The sequence below is a fragment of the Trueperella abortisuis genome (assembly GCF_030811095.1).
Taxonomy (GTDB): Bacteria; Actinomycetota; Actinomycetes; order Actinomycetales; family Actinomycetaceae; genus Trueperella; species Trueperella abortisuis.
This window is the reverse complement of sequence record NZ_JAUSQL010000001.1, coordinates 1700611-1716354: the sequence shown is the minus strand read 5'-3', so window position 1 is coordinate 1716354 and position 15744 is coordinate 1700611. Positions and strand designations below refer to the sequence as shown.

The window sequence follows — 15744 nt, the reverse complement described above, 5'->3', positions numbered from 1 at the left end:
TTGCGCTCATGCGGGGCGCGGACCGAAAATGGCCGTGCCCACCCGAACCATCGTGGAGCCCTCGGCCACCGCGATCTCCAGATCGTGGGTCATACCCATCGACAGCTCGGCCGCGCCTTCCAGTCCGGACAGCTCCCGCATCTTTTCCGACAACTCGCGGGTGAGCGCGAAGGAGGCGTGGATGGCGGCGTCGTCGGTGGTGTGGGCGCCGATGGTCATGAGCCCATCGATGCGGATCAACCCAAGCTCGCAAATCTGGCCCGCGATGTCGATCAGCTCAGCAGGTGCGCACCCCGACTGCGTGTGCGCCCCGGCCGAGTTAACCTGGATGAGGATGGGGTAGGGCCCCTCGGCTATCTCCTCCTCGATACGGGCCTCCTGGCGGCGGGCTATGCGCATGGCCTCCTTGACCGAATCGACGGTGTCGATGCGATCCGCGCGGTCCATCGCCGCGCGCAGCTTGTTCGATTGCACCGGCCCAATCACCGTGTGGGTGGCGCGCACGCCGGCGTCCGCGAGTCCGGCGGCGGACTCAACCAGCTGGGGGACAAGATTGTGACCGAAGGTCGTGACCCCGCACGCGGCCGCCTCCACAAGGTTGGCGAGCGGCTGGTGCTTGGCCGCCACCTCTAACGTGACGGAGCCCGGCGCACGTCCGGCGGCCTGCTCGGCGCGGGCAATGCGCCCGCGAACGGAATCGATATTTGCGCTGATCATCTCACTCCTAGCGCTGATCGAGGCGAATCATGTGAAGAACAAGCCTATCGGCGTCGTCGGAGGCGTCGAGGTCGACGAGCGCCCACATCGCCCACGTCATCTCCGCCTCGCCCGTCTCCGGTTCGGCCGAGCCCTCATCGTCGAGGATCTGCATGACGAGCCACACCCGCCCCGGCTTGTGGCTCTCCAACCAGTCGGAGGCATCGTCCTCATCCATGCCAGCCTGAAGCAGGTCGGCATAGGAGGGGTCCTCAAGGATGGAGAAGAAGCGCTCCGAGCGGGAGTCCGTGGTGGTGCCCAGCCGGGCGTAGACGTCCCAGTACGGGTCAATCGCATCCGCCCAACGGCCGGCATCCCATGCGGGGTCGAGGCGCGCAAGGTAGTCGAAATCGTCACGGTCAAGAGCCTCCACCCGAGCGAACATGGCGTTACGGACAGCGGTGCGCAGGGCGTGCCTGTTGCGGGTGAAGGTGACGTTGCCGTCCTCGTCCGCACCGAAGGCGGCCTCCTCGCCCGTCGTTCCGTCGCCGGCCAGCCCGTTGATCTCGTCCAGGGTCAGGCGGCCGTCGGCGAGCGCCTCCCACTCGTCGAGGAGCGAGGAATCGATCGAGCGCACAAGCCTACCCAACCAGCCAATGATCTGGTCGACCTCCTCATCGCGGTACTCGTGCGGCACGCTCTGGCGCAGGGCACGGTAAGTGTCGGTGAGGTAGCGCAACACCACGCCCTCGGAGCGGTCCAGGTCGTAGCGCGAAATGAGTTCGGTGAAGGTCATCCCCTCCTCGATCATCTGCCGCACCACGGACTTCGGCTCCAGCTCATGGCCCGCCACCCACGGGTTCGACTTCGCGTACATCTGCAGGGCCGGCTCGAGCAGATCAGCCAGCGGGCGCGGCCAGGTCACCTCGTCGGCGAGCGCCATCCGCTCGCTGTATTCCACTCCCTCAACTTTGAGCTTGCCGATCAGCTCCCCGCGAGCCACCCGGCGCTGAGCGTTGAGCACCGGGCTCGGGTTCTCCTGGACGGCCTCGATCACCGAGACCACGTTAAGCGCGAAGTCGGGATCCTCCGGGTCGAGCAACTCGAGGGCCGCCAGCGCGAAGGGTGCCAGCGGGGAGTTGAGCGCAAAGTCGTCCGGGACATCCTTGGAGAAGTGAATCGCCGGGCGGTCCGGGTGGGCGCGACGCCAGTCACGGTCCTCGTGCCTAATGACCTCGGCGGTACGCAGGGAGGAGTAGATATCGATCGCCTGGCGCACGAAGCGGTTACGCGCGGTGGCCGGCTCGTGGTTATCGGTGAGAATCTTCACGATCGCCGGCACCGGGTCGGGACGCTGAAGCAGGTTGAGGATCATCGCGTGATCCACGCGGAAGTGTGAGGTCAGCTTCTCCGGCTGAGCCTCCTTCAGCCGCTCGAAGGTCTTCTCAGACCACGACACCTCTCCCTCCGGCGGCTTAACCTTTTGGACGCCCTTGATCCGCGCCGGGTCGTCCCCGGCCTTGCGCAGGCGGCGTGCGTTTTCGACGTCGTGCTCAGGGGCCTGCACGACGACGTAGCCCACCGTGTCGTAGCCCGCCCGGCCCGCACGCCCCGCAATCTGGTGAAACTCGCGCGCGCCAAGGTTACGCCTCTTGGACCCGTCAAACTTGACCAGCGACGTGATGAGCACCGTCCGGATCGGCACGTTGATCCCCACGCCGAGCGTGTCCGTGCCGCAGATGACCACCAGAAGCCCCGCCTGGGTCAGCTTCTCCACGAGGCGACGGTAACGCGGCAGAAGGCCAGCATGGTGGACACCCACCCCGTTGCGCAGCATTTTCGACAGGGTCTGACCGAAGCCGGGACTGAACTTGAAATTGCCGAGTGCCGCGCGGATCCGCTCGCGCTGATCCTTGCTGATCAGCGCGGTCGACATGAGCGCCTGAGCCTGGGCCACCGCCTCGCGCTGAGAGAAATGCACCACGTAAACCGGGGCCATGTGGGTGACCACCAGCTCCTCGATCATCTCGTTAACCGGTTCAGCGGAGTAGGTGAAGTGCAGCGGAACCGGGCGGACGGCGTCGTCGACAATCGAGACGGGCCGACCCGTGCGCCGCTCGAGGTCCGTGACGAAAAAGGACGTGTCGCCCAAGGTCGCCGAAAGCAGGATCTGCTGTGCCTGCGGAAGCTCGAGGAGCGGCACCTGCCACGCCCAGCCGCGCTGCGGGTCGCCGTAGAAGTGAAACTCATCCATGACGACGACGCCGACGTCCGCCTCCTCACCCTCGCGTAACGCGATGTTGGCCAGAATCTCGGCCGTGGCGCAGATGATAGGCGCGCCGGGGTTGATGGAGGAGTCGCCGGTGATCATGCCGACGTTGTGGGCGCCGAACTCGCCGATGAGGTCGAAGAACTTCTCAGAGACCAGTGCCTTCAGCGGGGCGGTGTAGTAGGCCGTGCGGCCAGTGGCGAGCCCGGTGAACAGCGCCTGGGCGGCGATGAGTGACTTGCCCGAACCGGTGGGCGTGGCCACGATAACGTGGTCGCCAGCGACGATGTGGAGCAGGGCCTCCTCCTGGTGGGGATACATCGTCTTGCCCGAGGACTCGAAGGCCTCGGTGAACGCCTCGAGGATCGCGTCGGGGGAGGGGGTCAGGCCGTGGGCGTCTTCCAGGGCGTCGAGGGCGCGGTTGAGGATCATGGGCGCCCCTCACCATCCTGGTCGCCGGTGTCATCGCGTTGCTGTGCAGCGCCGTCAGCACGACGCCGGGCACGTGCGCGCCAAACCTGGACGGCGAGGAGGGCCGCCAAGCCGGTGAGGAGGATGACGCGCTCGGTGGAGTTGGCCTGGAAAGCCAAGAAGGCGAGCAGGATCCCGGCGAAGACGACCAGCGGGTTAAACGTGGAATGCCAAAACACACGTTGCAAAGTTTCCACGACACATCCTCCCAGTTGACTACTGGGCTATCCTATACGAAAGGCGACCAGCCTGAGCTGATCGCCTTCCTTTGGTACACCGCCTGGGACTCGAACCCAGAACCCTCTGATTAAGAGTCAGATGCTCTAGCCAGTTGAGCTAGCGGTGCGCAACGATGTTTTACTGTAGTCCGGGCTGGGCGTCTTGCGCAAATCGATGCGGGCCATTTTGGTGTGAACTGGGGCACGTGATCGGGCTGCGTGTCGAGATGGTGCTGGTGCGTGGCGCGACCCGGGATCGGGCCCGCCGCCCGCATTGCGTCGATTTGCCCGTTGGGCGCGCGCCGGGGCGGTAAATCAACTAGAATCGCAAGCGTGGCTCAACCAAAAGTTTTCCTTGCGACCTCCGAGTATCTTCCGAACCTGAGCGAAGATGAACAAGGCCTTCCTGACGCCCTGCGCGATCGGGGGATCGAACCTGTCATCGCCGTGTGGTCCGATCCCAGCGTGAACTGGGACGAATCTGACCTGACCGTGGTTCGCTCCGTGCGTGACTATGCCAAAGCGCCCAAGAAGTTCATCGAGTGGGCGCGTTCCATCCCGCGCATCGCCAACTCGGCGAGCACCATGGAATGGAACATGGACAAGCATTACATGCAGGCGTTGGAAAAGCTTGGGCTTCCGATCATTCCCACCGTCTGGCTCGAGCCTGAGCAGCACCTGACCAAGCAGCAGATCCACTCCCGCTTCCCCTCCTACGGCGATTTCGTCATCAAGCCCGCCGTCTCCTCCGGAGGTCGAGGCACCGGACGCTACACGGCGACCAATGCCACGTCGCGCGCCGAGGCGATTCTCCATGCCCAGTACGAACTCAACGCTGGGCGCTCCGTGATGGTGCAGCGCTACCTGGAGGATATCGACGTTGCCGGTGAAACCTCGCTCGTTTACCTCAACGGCCTCGCCTCCTACCAGGTGGAGAAGGACCCGATGCTTCACCCGCGTTACCGCAACACCAGCGGGGCCGGCGTCGTGGAGGAAGTGGTTCGGGCCACTCGGGCCTCGGAGGAGACGTGGCGTTGGGGCGAACGCATCCGACAAACCCTGCACGCCCACATCAAGAACATGTCTGGGCGCGACGAGCTGCTCCTGTTTAACCGGGTGGATCTCGTGCGCGGTGCGCCGGACTCGGATGAGGAGTTCTACGTCATGGAGGTCTCGCTTATCGACGGCCAGCTTTACCTGTCTGTGGACGAGGATCATCTCACCGGATTCGCCGATGCCATCCAAATGCGCGCTTTCTGGTGATATGCTTCACCGTCGCCGTTTAGGTGAGCTGGCGTAGGGCTTGGTATAGTTTCAATTCGTTGCCGCGGCGAAAGCCGGCGCGCATGGTGGCTGTAGCTCAGTGGTAGAGCACCTGGTTGTGGTCCAGGGGGTCGCGGGTTCAAGCCCCGTCAGCCACCCGGAATAAAGCCCCGGAGTCTCAACGAAAAGTGAGAAACCGGGGTTCCCTTTTGCCCCGTGGAGTAACTCAGGGGTAACTAACTCGCCCAGCCGCGAGCGCGGTCATGGGGCCATGTGCGGCGTGGGTGCGGGTTTCCGCCGTCAGTTGGCCTTTGCGCTAGCGGCCTCGGCCCGGGTGCGCGTGAGGTCGGAAAGGATCTCGTGGGCGGCCGCTCGGGACTCCTCGGTGCTCGGCCCCTCGCCGGCGGGCATGAGGATGGCCCGGTAGTAGCGCAACTCGTCGATGGAATCGTAGATGTCGCCCAGGGCCGTGTGATTGCCCGTCTTTTCGGGGGAGGCGAAGTAGGTGCGGGGATACCAGCGCTTGGCGAGCTCTTTGATGGAGGAGACGTCGATGACGCGGTAGTGCAGGTGCTCGACCAGCTTGGGCATGTCGCGGGCGAGGAAGGTGCGATCCGTGCCCACGGAGTTGCCGCCGAGCGGGGCCTTGCGTGCCTCGGGGACGAAGCGCTTGACGTAGGCGAGGACCTGTTCTTCGGCGTCGGCCATCGCAAGCCCGTCGTCCCACTCGTCGATCAGTCCGGTGACGGTGTGCATGTTGCGGACGAAGGGATCCATCTGCGCCACGGCTTGCTCGGAGGGCTTCATGACGAGGCGCAGACCGGCGTCGAGCGGATTGAGCTGGGAGTCCGTGACGACCACGGCGATCTCCACGAGGGCGTCGAGGCCAAGGTCGAGGCCCGTCATTTCGCAGTCAATCCAAACAATAGGTGCTTTTTCGTTATTGATGCTCACAGCCATATCCTACCAAGCGCCCCCAGCAGGACTCGAACCTGCGACACATGGCTTAGAAGGCCACTGCTCTATCCGCTGAGCTATGGAGGCAATCAGTTTATGATACCGCCGGTATTGCCGAGGCGGTCAAATGCCGGGGAGCCTGATCGATATTTAGGGACTTTTGCGACACAATAGAGGGGTGAGTACTCCAGCATTTTCCCGAGCCAGCCTGGCTGGCCTCGTCACGCGCACGATCGAGGAGCTTCGCAAGGTCGAGCTGCCCTTGGAGATGCCTGGTGCGCGCGAGTTGATGGAGTCGCGTTCGCAGCTGTTGACCCAGCTGGAGAGCCGGATTCTGCCACACCTGCACTCGGATGAGCTGCCGGCAGTGATCGTGTTCGGCGGATCGTCGGGGGCGGGCAAGTCCACGCTGGTCAACTCGCTGGTTGGGCGGGAGATCTCGCCGGCGTCGGTGTTGCGTCCCACCACGCGCACGCCCGTTATGGTCATGCACCCGAACGACTTTTCGGCGATGGCCAACCATGCGCTCGCAAAGATGGGCAAGTACGAGGCGGTCGAATCCGGGATTGAGGGCATCGTCGTTGTTGATGCGCCGGACTTGGACTCGGTGGACGACGCCAACCGTGAGCTTTCCTCGCGCCTCATCGACGCCGCGGACCTGTGGGTCTTCGTCACGACGGCATCGCGCTATGGTGACGCGGTGGCCTGGGATACGCTACAGATGGCGAACGCGCGCGGGGTGACGTGTGCCGTGGTGCTTGACCGCGTGCCGGCTTCTGCCCTGTCGGTGGTGCGGCGCGACTTGGCCGAGCGTATGGGGCGCATGGGTCTGGCGGAAAGCCCGCTGTTCATCGTCCCCGACGCCGGGGCGCACGACGGGCTGCTACCCGAGGAATACGTGGCCGATTTGCGCCAGTGGCTGGAGGTAGTGGCAAGAACGAAGGCGGCTGACTCCCTCGTGGCGCGCACCACCTCCGCGACCCTGCCGCAGCTGCGCCAGGATCTGCTCCTGCTGGCCGACGCGGTGGAAGCCCAGGAGAACGCCCTGACAGACCTCAAGGATAAGGCGCTGGAGGGGGCGCAGGCGCCGCTGGAGAAGCTGGCCACCAACATCGAGCACGGCCGCTTTGGACAGGGCGCGCCGACGACGGCGTGGCTCTCGCTCGCCTCGACGGGTGGGCCGCTGGCTGGCATGGTTGCCGGGCGCAAGCCGAACGTCTTCGATCGTCGTAGCGGCACGCGCGACCGGGCGATGACCGCGATCTTCGACGCGGTGGCGACTTCAGTCAACGTGGCCCTGACCCAGGGGCTGACGGCGGCGCGGGCGAACGTGAACGAGGCGTGGGCCTTCGACGCCGTCAACACGCAGGCCCTTCGTCAGCGGGCGAACGAGCTGGTCGATCTGGATGGGATCGCGCAGCGCGCGGTGGACGCGTGGAAGGGCGACCTGCTGGCCAAGCACGTACCAGACAACCCGTGGCTGGGCAAGGCGGGGCAGGCGGCGCTGTTGGGTGCGGCGGCCGCGGGCATCTCGGGCGCCCGGAAGGTGGCGGAGAACCTCGGGGCGAAGAGCGCGGTCCGGGAGGCCCGCGAGGATCTGTCGAACCAGGTCCGGGGCGCGATGGATGAGCTGGTAGCCGCCTACACCGGCGTCGTGAATGAGATATACGTGGGCGACGCGGCCTCGCTGCGGCTGCGCGCCACCGAGTTTTTACACCGATAGGGGAAGTATGGATCGCCAGGCAGATGAAGAGGTCATTGGGCGGCTGAAGGCGTTGCAAAGCGCAGTCGGCGCGGGCGGGCCCTACTTCGACCCGTATGTGGCCAGTCGCGCCCAGGACGATCTGCGCCGCGCCCAGGAGCGCATGCGCCTCGGGCTCGATACGACGGTCGCCGTGCTGGTGGGCGGCACCGGCTCGGGCAAGTCGACCATGTTCAACGCGATCACGGAGCTGGACTTCGCGGACTCGGGTGACATCCGCCCGACGACGGAGCGTGCGGCTGCCTGCACGTTCGACGTGGACGCCTCCGAGCTGCTGGACTACCTGCAGGTGGATCCCGATCGCAGGATCGAGCACTCCTCGATCCTGACGGTGGGCCACGACAGGCTCGATGGGCTAGTGCTGCTCGACCTGCCCGACCATGATTCGGTGGCGATCGCACATTCGGCGCAAGTGGATCGGCTGCTGCCGATGGCTGACGTGCTCATCTGGATCGTTGATCCGCAAAAGTACGCCGACGAGGTCCTCCACAAGGGCTTCTTCGAGAGCCTGGGCGGGCGCCAGGAGGCGATGGTCGTGGTGATGAACCAGATCGACCGCGTGCCGGCGAACCAGCGTGAGACCCTGCTTGGCGACCTGCGTAACCTCCTGGACCGCGACGGGCTGACGGAGGTGCCGATCCTGGCCGCGTCGGCGCTGACTGGTGATGGAGTCGACGGTGTGCGTGACGTGCTCGCGCGGGCGGTTGCCGGCCAGTCGTTCAATGCCCGCACGGCGGCCGCTGAGCTTGACGCGATCGCGGGACGGTTGCGGCAAAACGTGGGCCGTGAGGAGCCGGCCGTCGAGGGCGAGGCTGTCGATGACATCAACGACCGTATCGTGCGTTCCTCTGGCATCCCCTCCGTCGTGGAGTCGATCCGAGCGTCGGGCCGATCCTACCAAGCCGCGGCGCTGGTGGTACCTGAGCAGCCCGCGAATACCATGGTTCATGCGATCCGTGACGCGTGGGTGGCGCACGTGCGCACCGGCCTTCCGCCGGTGTGGCAGGAGGCCGTGACCTCCGCGGTGTCGCCGGCGGACCGCTTCAGGCGGGCGCTCGGGACGGCGATTCGCACGACGCCGTTGCCCGCGGTCTCCCACATCCCGGCTTTCGTGGGGCTCGTCGGGGGAGTGGCGCTCGCGGTGGCTGGCGTGGTGCTCGCCGTGCTTGGCTCCATGAGCACGGCGGTGAAGGTCGGCGTCGTCGTGGGAGGCGTGCTTGTGGGGTTCGTGGCCGGGTGGCTTGGTAAGAAGGCGGTGGCGCGCAGTGCCGCGCGGGCGGCCGCGGCATACGAACGTGATGTGCGCGAGGCGATGGCGCAGGCCACGCAGGAGCACCTCGTGGCCGGGCCGCGTGAGATCCTCGACCAGCACCGCCTCACGCGCGAGGCGCTTGACTCGACGGTCTTTTTCGCGAAGGAGAAAACCGCATAAATTCGCGAAAAAAGTTCTCCACAGGCGTTGCTGAGGCTGGAGGAACCCCCTTTTCGGGTAGGTGCCCCCGACGCCGCCTTGAGGAAGTTGGCAGAGTCGGAAGTGCCACTTTCCAGTAATGAAGGAGAACTGATGAACGACACCATTGTGACAATTCGCGGATGGGTGGGCGGTGTCCCACGCTACTTCCCGCCGGACGAGAACGGGGCCGGGGCCGCGACCATCGTGAACGTGGGGGTGACCCCGCGCTACTTTAGCCGGGCACACAGCGAATTCCGGAAGGGCGTGACAACGTGGTACTCGGTGCGCTGCTATGGATCCTTGGCGAAGAACGCCGCTACATCCTTACACAAGGGTACCCCGGTGTTGGTGCGCGGCAGGCTGACCCAGCGTATGTGGGCGGATAGGGACGGGGTGGCCCGGACCTCCCTCGTCATCCACGCAGACTCGGTGGGGGTGGAAATATCCACGGGAATGGCCAACTTCGTGAAGATTATGAATACGCCTCCCGCCGCGCCAGGCGATGAGCAGTGGCGGGTCGAACCGAAGGCTGAGAGCTCGGAGACCGCCGAGGCGGGCCAAGCCCTGCCGGAGGGCCGCGGCGAGGACAGCCTCGATGTCGTCGACATCGAGGCCGCCGCACTCGATGCCGAGGCCCTCGGCGCCGACGTCGACGCCGAGCTGGAGGATCTCGAGGATGCGCAGGAGGTCGATCTGATGGCGTAGAACGAGGCGATGAGGCTGAAGATTCCGCGCCGGGTGACCAAACGCCCAGGCGCGGGTCTTTGCCACCCGGGGAGGATAAATTAGGCTTGGGCTAGTATCCGAAGACAACTATGGGAGTACTGTGGCTGAGTTTATTTATCAGATGATCAAGGCCCGCAAGAAGGTGGGCGACAAGGTCATCCTCGACGACGTGACGATGGCGTTCTACCCCGGCGCGAAGATCGGCATGGTGGGCCCTAACGGCGCCGGTAAATCCACGATCCTCAAGATCATGGCTGGACTCGACCAGCCTTCTAACGGGGAGGCCCGGCTCTCGCCCGGCTACACGGTGGGCATCCTCCTCCAGGAACCGCCGCTGACGGAAGACAAGACTGTCCTCGAAAACGTCCAGGAGGGCGTGGCCGATATCCTCTCCAAGGTGGAGCGTTTCAACGCGATCGGCATGGAGATGGCCGAGCCGGACGCGGACTTTGACGCGCTCATGGACGAAATGGGCAAGCTTCAGCAGGAGATCGACGCCGCCAACGGTTGGGACATCGACGCCCAACTCGAGCAGTCGATGGATGCGCTGCGCTGCCCGCCGCCGGACACCCCGGTCAGCGTGCTCTCGGGTGGCGAGCGGCGCCGCGTAGCACTGTGCAAGCTCCTGCTCGAGGCCCCCGACCTGTTGCTCCTCGACGAGCCCACCAACCACCTCGACGCCGAGTCGGTGCTCTGGCTCGAGCAACACCTGGTCAAGTACCCCGGTGCCGTCATCGCCATCACCCACGATCGATACTTCCTCGACAACATGGCCGAGTGGATCGCGGAGGTGGACCGCGGCAAGCTTTACCCCTACGAGGGTAACTACTCCACCTACCTCGACACGAAGGCTCAGCGCCTCAAGGTTCAGGGCCAGAAGGATGCCAAGCTCCAAAAGCGCCTCAAGGAGGAGCTGGAGTGGGTCCGTTCCTCGGCGAAGGGCCGTCAGGCCAAGTCGAAGGCGCGTCTGGCCCGTTACGAGGAGATGGCCGCCGAGGCCGAGCGCACCCGCAAGCTTGACTTCGAGGAGATCCAGATCCCGCCGGGGCCGCGGCTGGGCAACCTGGTGATCGACGCGAAGAAGCTGAAGAAGGGCTTCGGGGATCGTGTCCTCATTCAGGACCTGTCCTTCAATCTGCCGCGCAACGGGATCGTGGGCATCATCGGCCCGAACGGCGTGGGTAAGACCACCCTTTTCAAGACGATCGTTGGTCTCGAGCCTCTCGACGCCGGCGAATTGCGCATCGGTGAGACGGTCCAGCTATCCTACGTCGACCAGAACCGCGCAGGCATCGACCCGGACAAGACGCTGTGGGAGGTAGTCTCTGATGGCCTGGACTACATCCAGGTGGGCAAGGTGGAGATGCCCTCGCGCGCCTACGTCTCGGCCTTCGGCTTCAAGGGGGCAGATCAGCAGAAGAAGGCGGGCATCCTCTCTGGCGGCGAGCGCAACCGACTCAACCTGGCCCTCACCCTCAAGCAGGGCGGAAATGTGATCCTCCTTGACGAGCCGACCAACGACCTCGACGTCGAAACCCTCGGCTCTCTGGAGAACGCGCTCCTCGACTTCCCCGGCTGTGCCGTGGTCATCACCCACGACCGATGGTTCCTTGACCGCGTGGCCACCCACATCCTCGCCTGGGAGGGTACGGAGGAGGAGCCCTACAATTGGTACTGGTTCGAGGGTAACTTCGAGTCTTACGAGAAGAACAAGGTGGAGCGTCTGGGCGTCGACGCCTCGCGTCCTGCCTCCTCCACGTATCGTAAGTTTAAGCGCGACTAGGCGTTAGCTGACGGCGCGGTGGTGCGGGCTCACGCCCGCACCACCGCGCCGTCAGCCTTGAGCCAAGGATCGACGAGCTGCCCACGTCAGCAACGCGCGCTCGCGGGCCGGTCAGTCCCTCGAGCGGACCATGCCCTCCTGGGACATGGTGGCCACATGCTTCCCATCTTGGAAGAAGCGTGCCAGCGACAGGCCGCGCCCACCTTGGGCTGAGGGGGAGGTCAGTTCGGCCAAGATCCACTCGGACATGTTGACGTCGCGGTGCCACCAGATCGAGTGGTCGAGGGTGGCGAGCGATAGCTTCGGGCTCATCCAAAACAGGCCGTGGCGGCGAAGCACAGGCTCGAGCATGAACTGGTCAGTAGAGTAGGCCAGCAGCGCGCGGTGCATAAACTGGGAAGTGTCCGGAACAGGGTTGCGCAGACGGAACCAGATGAGAGTGCGCTCGGAGCGATGCGGTGAGGGCTTGAGCCAGATCGGCCCGTCGACGTAACGCAGGTCGGTGGCGTTGGTCGAGTTCATGATCCGTCCCACGGGATTATCCATGTTGGCGAAGTAGTCGGCCGACGAGGGCAGGGTCTCCGGTGCGGGCGCGTCGGGCATGGGGCTTTCGTGCTCCATGCCGGGCTGGATTTCCTGGAAGGACGCGCGCGCGGTGAGGATCGTCTTGCCGTTCTGGGAGGCGTGGACGCGGCGGGTGGAGAAGGAACGACCGTCGAGCACTTCCTCGACGTCGAGGCGGGTGGGGACGTCGAGCCTTCCGGGGCGCAGGAAGGCGGCCGTGATGGAGTGGATCTGGCGGCTGAGATACTCGTCGGCGACGGTGGCCTGCGCGGCAACGACCGCCTGTGCAAAGACCTGACCACCGTAGACGCGCCCGGAGACCTGGTTGAGGTTGGTTCCTTCGTAGGATCCCGGCTCGCATTCTTTCATCTTCAGGGTGCGAAGCACTGAGGATAAGGGCTCATCGTTCGTCTCAGGCGTGGGTAGATACGACATTTTACCTAGCTTTCGCGAGTACCGACACTGTCACTGCGCAATCCTACTCTTTGGTAACTTTGCAAACTACTTTTACGCTTTCGTCAAAAATAATGTGACCTGGCTAAACTTGGCTCTAGCACAGAAAAGGAGATGCAATGTCGCATGAGGTAAACCGAGATCTGCTCAAGACCCTTGCGGAGGGCTATGGGGTGGCGCTCGACTTTTGGGATTTCGATGGTAACTTCCGGGAAGTTTCTACCTCGACGTTGATTTCCGTTCTCGCCGCGATGGGGGTGGACGCCTCGAGTGACGAGTCAATCCGCGCCGAGTTGAAGGCCCGCGACGAGCGGCCGTGGCGCCGCGTCTTGCCGCATTGTACGATTGCCCGCGACGACCGCGAGACCACTTTTCACGTTCACGTCCCGCACGGGTGCTCCGTGGAGGTTGAGATCGTCGTGGAGGGTGGCGGCACGATCGGCGCCCGCCAGATTGACGACTGGGAGTTGCCGCGTAACATCGACGGCGTCCTCATCGGCCAGGCGTCGTTCGTGGTTCCCGTTGGCACGCCGCTGGGCTACCATACGCTGCGCGCTCGCTTTCACAACGGCGACGAAGAGCACGTGGAGGAGGCGAGTCTCATCGTCACTCCCACCCGCCTCGATGTCGAATCCCGGCTTCGCGGGCGTGTTTGGGGCATGATGGCGCAGCTGTATTCGACTCGCTCGCGCCAGTCGTGGGGGATTGGCGACGCCGCGGACTTGGCGGAGATGGGTTCGCTGTTCGGCGATCTGGGTGCCGACTTCCTTCTGGTTAACCCGTTGCACGCGGCCGAGCCGATCGAGCCGATGTCAGCCTCACCCTATCTGCCGGTGACCAGGCGTTTCTTCAACCCGATCTACATTCGCCCGGAAGACATCCGCGAGGTGGCTTACCTGTCCGGGCCGGAGCGTTCGCTGGTGACGTGGGCCAGCGAAAACGTCAAGAAGATGTCGCTGGAGAACGAGCTGATTGATCGGGACGCAGCGTGGAAGGCCAAGCGCGAGGCACTTGACGTCATCTTCGCCGTGGGCCGTTCTCAAGCCCGCCAGCGTGACTTCGAGCGTTTCCGCGAAATGGAGGGCCAGGGCCTGGAGGACTTCGCGTTGTGGTGTGCACTGGTGGAGAAGTACGGAACAGAGTTCCCGCTCAAGCTCCGTAACATTAGCTCCCCCCACGTGGCTCGCGAGCGGCGTGAGCTTTCCGACCGCGTGGATTTCTGGGCGTGGCTACAGTGGGTCATGGATGAGCAGCTGAGCCGGGCGCAGAACGAATCGCGCGCTGCGGGCATGCGGATCGGTATTTCGCACGATCTCGCAGTGGGCGTCCACCCGAATGGTGCGGACGTGTGGATGCTTCCGGACGCGTTCGCGAAGGGCATCGGGGTGGGGGCGCCGCCGGATATGTATAACCAGCAGGGGCAGAACTGGTCTCAGCCGCCGTGGCGCCCGGACTCCTTGGAGGAGATGAACTATGCCCCGCTACGCGACATGGCACGCACGGTCATGCGCCACGCCGGGTTGCTCCGCGTGGATCACATCATGGGCCTGTTCCGGTTGTGGTGGATCCCGGAGGGTGCGGCACCGACGGAGGGCACCTACGTGCGCTTCAACCATGAGGCGATGGTGGGTGTTCTACTCTTGGAGGCGCACCGGGCCGGCGTCATCGTGGTTGGTGAGGACCTGGGCACGGTGGAGCCGTGGGTGCGCGAATACCTGCGCGAGCGCGGCATCTTTGGCACGTCAGTGTTCTGGTTCGAGAAGGACGCTAGTGGCTGGCCGATCCGCCCGCAGGATTACCGCTCGGATGCGATGGTCTCCGTGGACACCCACGACTTGCCACCAGCCGCCAGCTACCTGGCGGGCGAGCACGTGGATCTGCGCGAGAGCCTGGGGCTGCTGGTGAAGCCTGTTGAGGAGATGCGCGCCGAGGCGCGCGAGGAGCGCAACCGGGTTATGTATCGCCTGCGCGAATTTGGTCTCCTCGGGGAGGACCCCTCGGAGCGCGAGATCGTGGAGGCCCTGCACGCCTACATCGTGCGCACGCCTTCCCCGATTTTGCAGGTGTCGCTCGTCAACGCGGTGGGGGAGCGCCGTGCTCAGAACCAGCCGGGCACGGATCAGGAATACCCGAATTGGCGCCTGCCACTGGCGGACGGCACCGAGAAGGTCGTGCTTGTTGAGGACTTGGCCACGAACCCGCGCCTTCAGTCCCTTGTCGCGACGCTGACCCACGAGCTGGAAAGCATGCGATAGTGGACCTCGAAGAGCTCCTCGCCGCGGTCGGCGGGGCGAAAAACGTGCGTAAAGTGGACGTGGCCCTTGCGCGGATCCGCGTGGGGGTGGTGGACAAGAACCTGGTGGATAAGCCGCGCCTGGAGCGGATGGGCGCGCTTGGCGTCGTGGTGCAGAAGCGGGCCGTCCAGCTCATCATCGGCCCGGAGGCCGAGCAGGTCGGCGTGGAGCTGGACCGCCGCCTCTTCGGCGAACCGGAAGAGTAGCGGTGTTGCTCCCGCCCGCCGGGAGCAACACCGAGCTCAGAGCCGGTGGTCGTACATGCCGATCGCCTGCATGAGGGCGAACATCGTCACCGGGCCGACGAAGGTGAAACCAGCCGCCTTGAGCTCCCTGGCCAGTGCGGACGATTCTGGTGAGCTACCCGCATCTGGACCCGCCCCGTAGGAATCCTGAGGGGCGAAGGACCACACCAGTGTGGACAGGGGCCGGCCGGATTCCTCCAGGGCAAGTGTGGCCTGGGCGTTGGTGATGGCGGCGCGGATCTTTCGTTCGTTGCGAATGATAGCTGGGTTGGATAGGAGACGCGCCACGTCGTCGTCGTTGAATGCGGCCACGGCGTTGGGGTCAAAGCCGGCGAAGGCCTCACGGAAGGCGGGGCGTTTGCGTAGCACGGTCTCCCACGACAGCCCGGACTGGAAAGACTCGAGCACGATGCGCTCGAAGATTCCAGCCGAATCGGTGATGGGAAAGCCCCACTCCTCGTCATAGTACTGGCGAAGCAGGTCGGATGTGTTAGCCCATGCGGGTCGAATCTGGTTCATGGTGACATCCTAGGAAACTGTGCAACCGTTCCCCGCCGATTGAGGGCGGATTGTGGATGCGTCCTTCACAT

Annotated in this window: 13 protein-coding genes and 3 tRNA genes; 8 read left to right on the top strand and 8 right to left on the bottom strand. The window is 64.7% G+C overall.

Going from position 1 to position 15744, the window contains the following annotated elements; genetic code table 11:
- Positions 1–6: 6 nt before the first annotated feature.
- The 4 genes from J2S45_RS07790 to J2S45_RS07775 all read right to left on the bottom strand — a co-directional run bounded on the left by J2S45_RS07790 (position 7) and on the right by J2S45_RS07775 (position 3782).
- Entirely contained in the window at positions 7–717 is a 711-nt protein-coding gene (locus tag J2S45_RS07790) for a YggS family pyridoxal phosphate-dependent enzyme (protein ID WP_307635024.1), read from the bottom strand.
- Positions 718–724: 7 nt separating this feature from the next.
- Positions 725–3397: a DEAD/DEAH box helicase gene (locus J2S45_RS07785; protein WP_307635023.1), complete on the bottom strand. Its 2673-nt coding sequence runs from the start codon at positions 3395–3397 to the stop codon at positions 725–727.
- Positions 3394–3633, bottom strand: a complete 240-nt coding sequence (locus J2S45_RS07780; RefSeq protein ID WP_296930532.1) for a hypothetical protein — start codon at positions 3631–3633, stop codon at positions 3394–3396. The genes J2S45_RS07785 and J2S45_RS07780 overlap by 4 nt, the downstream gene beginning before the upstream one ends.
- A 72-nt stretch (positions 3634–3705) precedes the next feature.
- Positions 3706–3782: transfer RNA gene (locus J2S45_RS07775), tRNA-Lys, on the bottom strand.
- Positions 3783–3987: 205 nt separating this feature from the next.
- Between J2S45_RS07775 and J2S45_RS07770 the strand changes: the two genes are divergently transcribed.
- Entirely contained in the window at positions 3988–4917 is a 930-nt protein-coding gene (locus tag J2S45_RS07770; RefSeq protein WP_300049072.1) for an ATP-grasp domain-containing protein, read from the top strand.
- A gap of 86 nt (positions 4918–5003) precedes the next feature.
- Positions 5004–5075, top strand: a tRNA-His gene (locus tag J2S45_RS07765).
- Between the two features lie 142 nt (positions 5076–5217).
- Here J2S45_RS07765 and orn read toward each other — a convergent pair.
- Positions 5218–5871, bottom strand: coding sequence for an oligoribonuclease (gene orn, locus J2S45_RS07760; RefSeq protein WP_307635022.1), 654 nt, complete (start codon positions 5869–5871; stop codon positions 5218–5220).
- Between the two features lie 17 nt (positions 5872–5888).
- Positions 5889–5961, bottom strand: a tRNA-Arg gene (locus J2S45_RS07755).
- Between the two features lie 91 nt (positions 5962–6052).
- Between J2S45_RS07755 and J2S45_RS07750 the strand changes: the two genes are divergently transcribed.
- The 4 genes from J2S45_RS07750 (at position 6053) to ettA (ending at position 11598) form a co-directional block, all read left to right on the top strand.
- Positions 6053–7597 (top strand): dynamin family protein, encoded by a 1545-nt coding sequence (locus J2S45_RS07750; protein WP_307635021.1) that lies wholly within the window; start codon positions 6053–6055, stop codon positions 7595–7597.
- 7 nt (positions 7598–7604) lie between these two features.
- Positions 7605–9068 (top strand): GTP-binding protein, encoded by a 1464-nt coding sequence (locus J2S45_RS07745; RefSeq protein ID WP_307635020.1) that lies wholly within the window; start codon positions 7605–7607, stop codon positions 9066–9068.
- A 132-nt stretch (positions 9069–9200) separates the two neighbouring features.
- Positions 9201–9794, top strand: coding sequence for a single-stranded DNA-binding protein (locus tag J2S45_RS07740; RefSeq protein ID WP_296929239.1), 594 nt, complete (start codon positions 9201–9203; stop codon positions 9792–9794).
- 121 nt (positions 9795–9915) lie between these two features.
- The gene (gene ettA, locus J2S45_RS07735; RefSeq protein ID WP_296929237.1) at positions 9916–11598 is read left to right on the top strand and encodes an energy-dependent translational throttle protein EttA; all 1683 of its coding nucleotides are present in this window, start codon (positions 9916–9918) and stop codon (positions 11596–11598) included.
- Between the two features lie 111 nt (positions 11599–11709).
- Here ettA and J2S45_RS07730 read toward each other — a convergent pair whose 3' ends face one another.
- The gene (locus J2S45_RS07730) at positions 11710–12549 is read right to left on the bottom strand and encodes an acyl-CoA thioesterase (protein ID WP_307635019.1); all 840 of its coding nucleotides are present in this window, start codon (positions 12547–12549) and stop codon (positions 11710–11712) included.
- Between the two features lie 185 nt (positions 12550–12734).
- Here J2S45_RS07730 and malQ point away from each other — a divergent pair, with 185 nt between their 5' ends.
- Together malQ and J2S45_RS07720 are read left to right on the top strand one after the other, a co-directional pair.
- The gene (gene malQ, locus J2S45_RS07725; RefSeq protein WP_307635018.1) at positions 12735–14870 is read left to right on the top strand and encodes a 4-alpha-glucanotransferase; all 2136 of its coding nucleotides are present in this window, start codon (positions 12735–12737) and stop codon (positions 14868–14870) included.
- The gene (locus J2S45_RS07720) at positions 14870–15115 is read left to right on the top strand and encodes a PTS transporter subunit EIIB (protein ID WP_296929233.1); all 246 of its coding nucleotides are present in this window, start codon (positions 14870–14872) and stop codon (positions 15113–15115) included. The genes malQ and J2S45_RS07720 overlap by 1 nt, the downstream gene beginning before the upstream one ends.
- Positions 15116–15151: 36 nt before the next feature.
- Here J2S45_RS07720 and J2S45_RS07715 read toward each other — a convergent pair whose 3' ends face one another.
- On the bottom strand, positions 15152–15673 hold the full coding sequence (locus J2S45_RS07715; RefSeq protein ID WP_270975174.1) for a DNA-3-methyladenine glycosylase I: 522 nt from the start codon (positions 15671–15673) through the stop codon (positions 15152–15154).
- Positions 15674–15744: the final 71 nt, after the last annotated feature.